The organism is Paratractidigestivibacter sp. (assembly GCF_052362415.1).
GTDB lineage: Bacteria > Actinomycetota > Coriobacteriia > Coriobacteriales > Atopobiaceae > Paratractidigestivibacter.
This window is the reverse complement of sequence record NZ_DAWEMK010000036.1, coordinates 11,133-17,068: the sequence shown is the minus strand read 5'-3', so window position 1 is coordinate 17,068 and position 5,936 is coordinate 11,133. Positions and strand designations below refer to the sequence as shown.

Genomic DNA, 5,936 nt, shown 5'->3' with positions numbered 1-5,936 from the left:
GTCGGCGCGAACAAGAACTCCATCAAGATCATCGGCGACCACACCGACAAGTACGTCCAGGCGTACTTCCAGTACGACTCCAAGAAGACCGGCGGCGTCACCGTCAGCCACCTGCGCTTCGGCGATTCCCCGATTCGCTCGCCGTACTACGTGACCAAGGCCGACTTCGTCGCGTGCCACAACCCCTCCTACATCGTCAAGGGCTTCAAGATGGTCCGCGACGTCAAGCCGGGCGGCACCTTCCTGGTCAACTGCCAGTGGTCCGACGAGGAGTTCGCTGAGCACCTCCCGGCCGTGGCCAAGCGCTACATCGCCAAGAACAACGTGACCGTCTACCTCATCGACGCCATCGACCTGGCCGCCAAGGTCGGCATGGGCAAGCGCACGAACACCGTGCTGCAGTCCGCTTTCTTCGCCCTGGCCAAGGTCCTGCCCGCCGAGGACGCCCTCCAGTACATGAAGGACGCGGCCACCAAGTCCTACATGAAGAAGGGCCAGGCCATCGTCGACGCCAACCACAAGGCCATCGACGCCGGCGCCACCGCGTTCCGCAAGTTCGAGGTACCCGCCGACTGGGCGACCGCCGAGGACGCTCCCAAGGAGCTCACGCTCGAGGGCCGCGCGGCCATCGTCAAGCAGGTCAAGGAGCTCCTCGAGCCGATCAACCGCATGGACGGCGACTCCCTGCCCGTCTCGGCCTTCGCCGACCACATCGACGGCCAGTGGGAGCTCGGCGCCTCTGCGTACGAGAAGCGCGGCGTCGCGGTCATGGTCCCGAAGTGGGACGAGTCCAAGTGCATCCAGTGCAACTCCTGCGCCTTCGTGTGCCCGCACGCCACAATCCGCCCGTTCATCCTCACCGATGACGAGGTCGCCGCGGCGCCCGAGAACCTGCGCACCCTCGACGCCATGGGCCCGAAGGTCAAGGGCATGAAGTTCACCCTGGCCGTCAGCCCGCTCGACTGCATGGGCTGCAACCTCTGCGTCACCGCCTGCCCGAAGGACGCCCTCACCCTGGTTCCCCAGGAGGAGCAGCTCGACGAGCAGCCGGTCTTCGACTACTGCGTCAACAAGGTCTCCGAGAAGCCCGAGGCCATCGCCAACAACACCAAGGGTTCCCAGTTCAAGAAGCCGCTGCTCGAGTTCTCCGGCTCCTGCGCCGGCTGCGCCGAGACCAGCTACGCTCGCCTCGTGACCCAGGTCTGCGGCGACCGCATGTTCATCTCCAACGCCACCGGCTGCTCCTCCATCTGGGGCAACCCCGCCGCTACCTCGCCCTACACGGTCGACGCCTGCGGCCACGGCCCGGCGTGGAACAACTCGCTGTTCGAGGACAACGCTGAGCACGGCCTCGGCTTCGAGGTCGGCTACCAGGCCGTCCAGGACAAGCTCGTCGCCGACACCGAGGCTCTCATCGCCGCCGACGGCGTGAGCGAGGGCTTCAAGGCCGCTGCTCAGGCTTGGCTCGACTCCCGCAACGACGCCGAGGGCTCCAAGACCGCTGCCGCCGAGTACGTCAAGGCGCTCGAGGAGAACGGCTCCGACACCGCCAAGGCCATCCTGGCCGACAAGTCCTACCTCACCAAGAAGTCCTTCTGGATCTTCGGCGGCGACGGCTGGGCCTACGACATCGGCTTCGGCGGCCTGGACCACGTCCTCGCCTCGAACCACAACGTCAACGTCTTCGTCTTCGACACCGAGGTCTACTCCAACACGGGCGGCCAGGCTTCCAAGGCGTCCAACCTCGGCCAGGTCGCGCAGTTCGCTGCCGCCGGCAAGGTGACCAAGAAGAAGACCCTCGCCGAGATCGCCATGACCTACGGCTACGTCTACGTCGCGCAGGTCGCTATGGGCGCCAACCCCGCTCAGACCCTGAAGGCCATCCAGGAGGCCGAGGCCTACGACGGCCCGTCCCTGATCATCGGCTACAGCCCCTGCGAGATGCACTCCATCAAGGGTGGCATGAAGAACTGCCAGCTCGAGATGAAGCGCGCCGTCGACTGCGGCTACTGGAACCTCTACCGCTTCAACCCGGCCGCCCCGGCTGGCAAGAAGTTCTCGCTCGACTCCAAGGAGCCGGCGGGCGGTTACCAGGACTTCCTGATGAACGAGGCTCGCTACAGCCGCCTCGTCCGCGCCTTCCCCGAGCGCGCCAAGGAGCTCTTCAAGGAGAACGAGGACGCCGCTATGGCTCGCTACCAGCACCTCCTCAAGCTCAAGGCTATGTACGCCGACGCGTAATCATCGCCTAAGCTAGTTCTTCCAGGCCCGTCACCTTTTGGTGGCGGGCCTTCTTTGTACGCTTCGGGCGATTGGTTCGAGGGCGGCTGAGCTGCGGACGAGTTGGGCCGAGAGCGGCTTCGACAGCGGATGGCACCGACGAAGGGCGGTTTTCTCGGCATCGTGGTCACCTGATGCGGGAGAATGGAAGCTTGAGGAGCCTCTGAAGGAACCGATCCGGGATGAACCCGCGAAGGAGCGACGTGTGCCGAAGATCTATGTGATAGAGGACGACGAGCCTATCCGTGCCGAGCTCATTCGCCTGCTCGAGCGCGAAGGGTATCAGACGGGCGCCTGCGAGGATTTTCCGCGCGCCGCGGAGCTCGCCCTTGCCGCCGCTCCGGACCTCGTGCTTCTCGACCTGACCTTGCCGGGCACGGACGGCCAGCTCGTTTGCCGCGAGCTGCGCGCGAGCTCCGATGTGCCCATCATCGTGCTCACGAGCCGCACGACCGAGGCCGACGAGGTCGTGGCCATGACGCTGGGCGCGGACGACTTCGTGCCGAAGCCCTACAGCCCCCGCGTGCTCCTGGCGCACATATCGGCGCTGCTCAGGCGCGCGGGCGGCGGGGCGGCGCGATCGGTGCTCGAGCACGGCGGCATCTCGCTCGATCTCTCGCGGTCGACGGCCTCCGCGGCGGAAGGCTCCGTCGAGCTCACGAAGAACGAGGTCCGCATCCTCGCGCTGCTCATGCGCCGCGCGCCCGCCATCGTCTCGCGCGAGGACCTCATGCGTGAGCTGTGGGATTCCGAGGCGTTCGTGGACGACAACACCCTCACCGTCAACATTAACCGCCTGCGATCGCAGCTTACCAGGATCGGTGTCAAGGACTACCTCGTCACGCATCGTGGCCAGGGCTACGCGGTGCGCCCGTGAGGCCGGGGGCCTACATCCGCTCGCGGGTGCCGCAGCTCGCGGTCCTTTTGGTGCTCGAGGGGCTTCTTGCGCTCGTGCTGTGCGTCACGTCCGCTTCAGCTGACCTCGTCGCGCTGGTGCTCGCGCTCGTGGCGCTTGCGGCCGCCCTAGCGCTCGGAATCGGCTATCGGCGCGACCGGGAGTTCTGGGGCTCGGTCGAGTCTCTCAAGGACTCGCCCGACGCGGTCCGCGCCGCTCGCGAGCTCATGGCGGAGCCGCACGGCGCGGAGGCGCGCGCGGCGTCCGATGCCATCGTGGATCTTTCCAAGGCGGCCGCCGACGAGGTCGCCGAGCAGCGCCGCGCGGTCGAGGAGTACCGCGCCTACGTAGAGACCTGGGTGCACGAGGCCAAGAGCCCCATCACGGCGGCGCGCCTCGCGCTCGCGAACCTCGAGGAGGAGGCCCCGATTCTGTCGTCGGTCGGCGCCGCCGGCTCGGAGGCCCCAGGCTACGATTCCCTTGTGCCCCGTCTGCGCGCCGTCGGCGATGAGCTCACGCGCGTCGAGGGCTACATCGAGCAAGCGCTCTTCTACGCCCGCTCCGAGACGCTCGACCGCGACTTCCTCGTGCGGAAGTACGAGCTCCGCGAGATCGTCAGCGCCGCCGTTCGCGCCAACGCGAGCCTGCTCATCGGCGCAAAGGTGACGCCGCGCCTGGGCGAGGGGCTCTCGCTTCCGGTCTTCACCGACAGCAAGTGGCTCGTCTTCATGCTGGGCCAGCTGCTCCAGAACAGCGCGCGCTACGCGAGGGCAGACGCCGAGGGCGGCCCGCAGGTGTGGCTCGACGCCCGCCTCGTCGACGAGGGCCTGGCCGCCGAGCGCGTCGAGCTCGCGGTGCGGGACAACGGCTGCGGCGTCGCCGAGGCCGACCTGCCGCGCGTCTTCGACCGGGGGTTCACCGGGGACAACGGCCGCTCCCACAAGCACTCGACCGGCCTGGGCCTATGGCTCGTGTGGCGCCTCGCGACCAAGATGGGCGTGGAGGTCTCCGTCGACTCCGCCGAGGGCGAGGGATTTGCCGTGACGCTCGGGTTCCCCGCGAACAAGATGCACTATCTCGAGGGTTAGCGAGAGGCGCGGCCAGCGGAGGGGGAAGCGAGAAAATAGGGGTCGGCCCTGTGGCCGACCCCCCCTGAGCAGCGCTTATTTGCAGTGCCTCATTGCGCGCGGCGTGCCTACTCGCCCTTGCGCGCCCGAATCGCCTCCCGCACGATGCCGCGGCTCATCGCGAAGGTCACGAGGAAGTAGCCGCCGTATGCGGCTAGGAAGATCGCGCAGGTGACGCCGACCATGCCACTGATCGTGAGGCCGCCGAAGGTCTTGACGAGGTCGATGACGACTTTGAGCGCCACGACGGAGTGCGCCGCGCCCACCGCGAGGGGGAAGAGGAAGAACACCGCCTGCTGCGCGAGGACCGAGCGCGTGATCTGGCCCATGTCGCAGCCGAGCTCGGAGAGCACGCGGTAGTTGCGCCCGGCGTCGGACACGCTCGAGAGCTGCTGGATCGCGAGGATCGCCGCGCAGGCTATCACGAGAACGAAGCCGATGTAGATGGCGAGGTAGCTCACGGTGCCGTTTATGGAGTTCATCTGGGAGAACATCTCGCTGCGCGTGACCGAGGCGCCCCAGAATGCGGGGACCGAGGCACCCTCCCTGACCTCACTGCTGGTGGTGCCGGTGCGGCTGGAGAGCATGGCGTTACCCTGCTCGACGCTCACGCCACGCTTGTAGTTGACGAGCAGGCTCGAGAACGAGGGGTACAGGTCAGCGTCGTCCACGACCTCATCCGGTACGATGAGAGTACCGGGGTTCGAGCCCATGGCAGAGTCCGCGATCGCGCTGTTCGCAACGTCGACGGACTTCTCCGCGGGGCGCAGCTCGTGGCCGCCCAGGCGCACGGGAACCCCTGCCGCCAGGATCTTGTCGTAGTAGTTTGAGATGGACTCGCCCATGTCGCAGCTGATGAGGTACCCATCGCTGCCGAGGTCTACCTGGGGCTTGCCGCGGTAGGCGAGAAGTGCGTTGTACTGGCTCTCCCTGAGGACATAGAGCCCGTGGCTCTCCACGTCCGAGTTCTCCAGGCCCGCGGGCAACGTGGCCCCCGCCTGCTTGCCAAGCTCGCGGAGACGCAGGGGACTGGCGGGCGCATTCGCATCGAGCAGCTCCTGCTTGGTCTGGGGATAGTAGATGTCGAGCTGGACCGTCGAGTCGCTCACCGAGCCAAGGTCGATGCCCATGGCCTGGTACTCGGCCGCGAGGTCGAGGGGAGCGTCGACCATGGTGTAGCTCACGGGGGTGCCGTCTGCTGACGTCCCGTCAGACTCTGCGCCGTTGTACCAGAGGGTCTGGCTGAAGTCCACGGGGTTCGAGCGCTCGAGCCCGCCCATCATCGCGCTCACGATTGACATGCCTGCGGTAACGGAGGTGATGGCGAGGAAGAGGATCATCGAGATTACGGCCATCGAGAACGAGACGGTGTTCACCTTGGCCGAGAGCTGCCGCAGCGTGAAGACGTTGAGCCCGCGCCAGTAGACGCCCCGCGCCATCTGGAAGAGCTTGAGCAGAAGCCCCGAGAGGCCAAAGAAGAAGAGCACAGTGCCCACGGTCACCATGAGCGTGGTGATGCCGAACTGCGTCGTCGCGCTCGCGAGCTCGTTGCCCGTCGCCGTGATGGGAAGCCCGTCGCGAATGAGGCGGGCGTATGCCGTGCCGATGAGCGCGCCGCCGATCACGCACACCGC

4 protein-coding genes are annotated in these 5,936 nt (G+C 66.8%); 3 read left to right on the top strand and 1 reads right to left on the bottom strand.

The genetic code is table 11. The features are described from left to right. From nifJ to ACT84W_RS05215, 3 genes are all read left to right on the top strand, one after another. On the top strand, positions 1-2,241 hold a 2,241-nt coding region (gene nifJ, locus ACT84W_RS05225; RefSeq protein WP_444328444.1), incomplete at its 5' end, for a pyruvate:ferredoxin (flavodoxin) oxidoreductase. Between the two features lie 244 nt (positions 2,242-2,485). Beyond that, positions 2,486-3,157 (top strand): response regulator transcription factor, encoded by a 672-nt coding sequence (locus tag ACT84W_RS05220; RefSeq protein ID WP_444328443.1) that lies wholly within the window; start codon positions 2,486-2,488, stop codon positions 3,155-3,157. Next, complete coding sequence (locus tag ACT84W_RS05215) at positions 3,154-4,263, top strand: sensor histidine kinase (protein ID WP_444328442.1); 1,110 nt, start codon at positions 3,154-3,156, stop codon at positions 4,261-4,263. The genes ACT84W_RS05220 and ACT84W_RS05215 overlap by 4 nt, the downstream gene beginning before the upstream one ends. A 107-nt stretch (positions 4,264-4,370) precedes the next feature. On the opposite strand, the gene ACT84W_RS05210 is transcribed toward ACT84W_RS05215, so the two are convergent. Then, a partial coding sequence (locus ACT84W_RS05210) for an ABC transporter permease (protein ID WP_444328441.1) occupies positions 4,371-5,936 on the bottom strand: 1,566 nt, incomplete at its 5' end.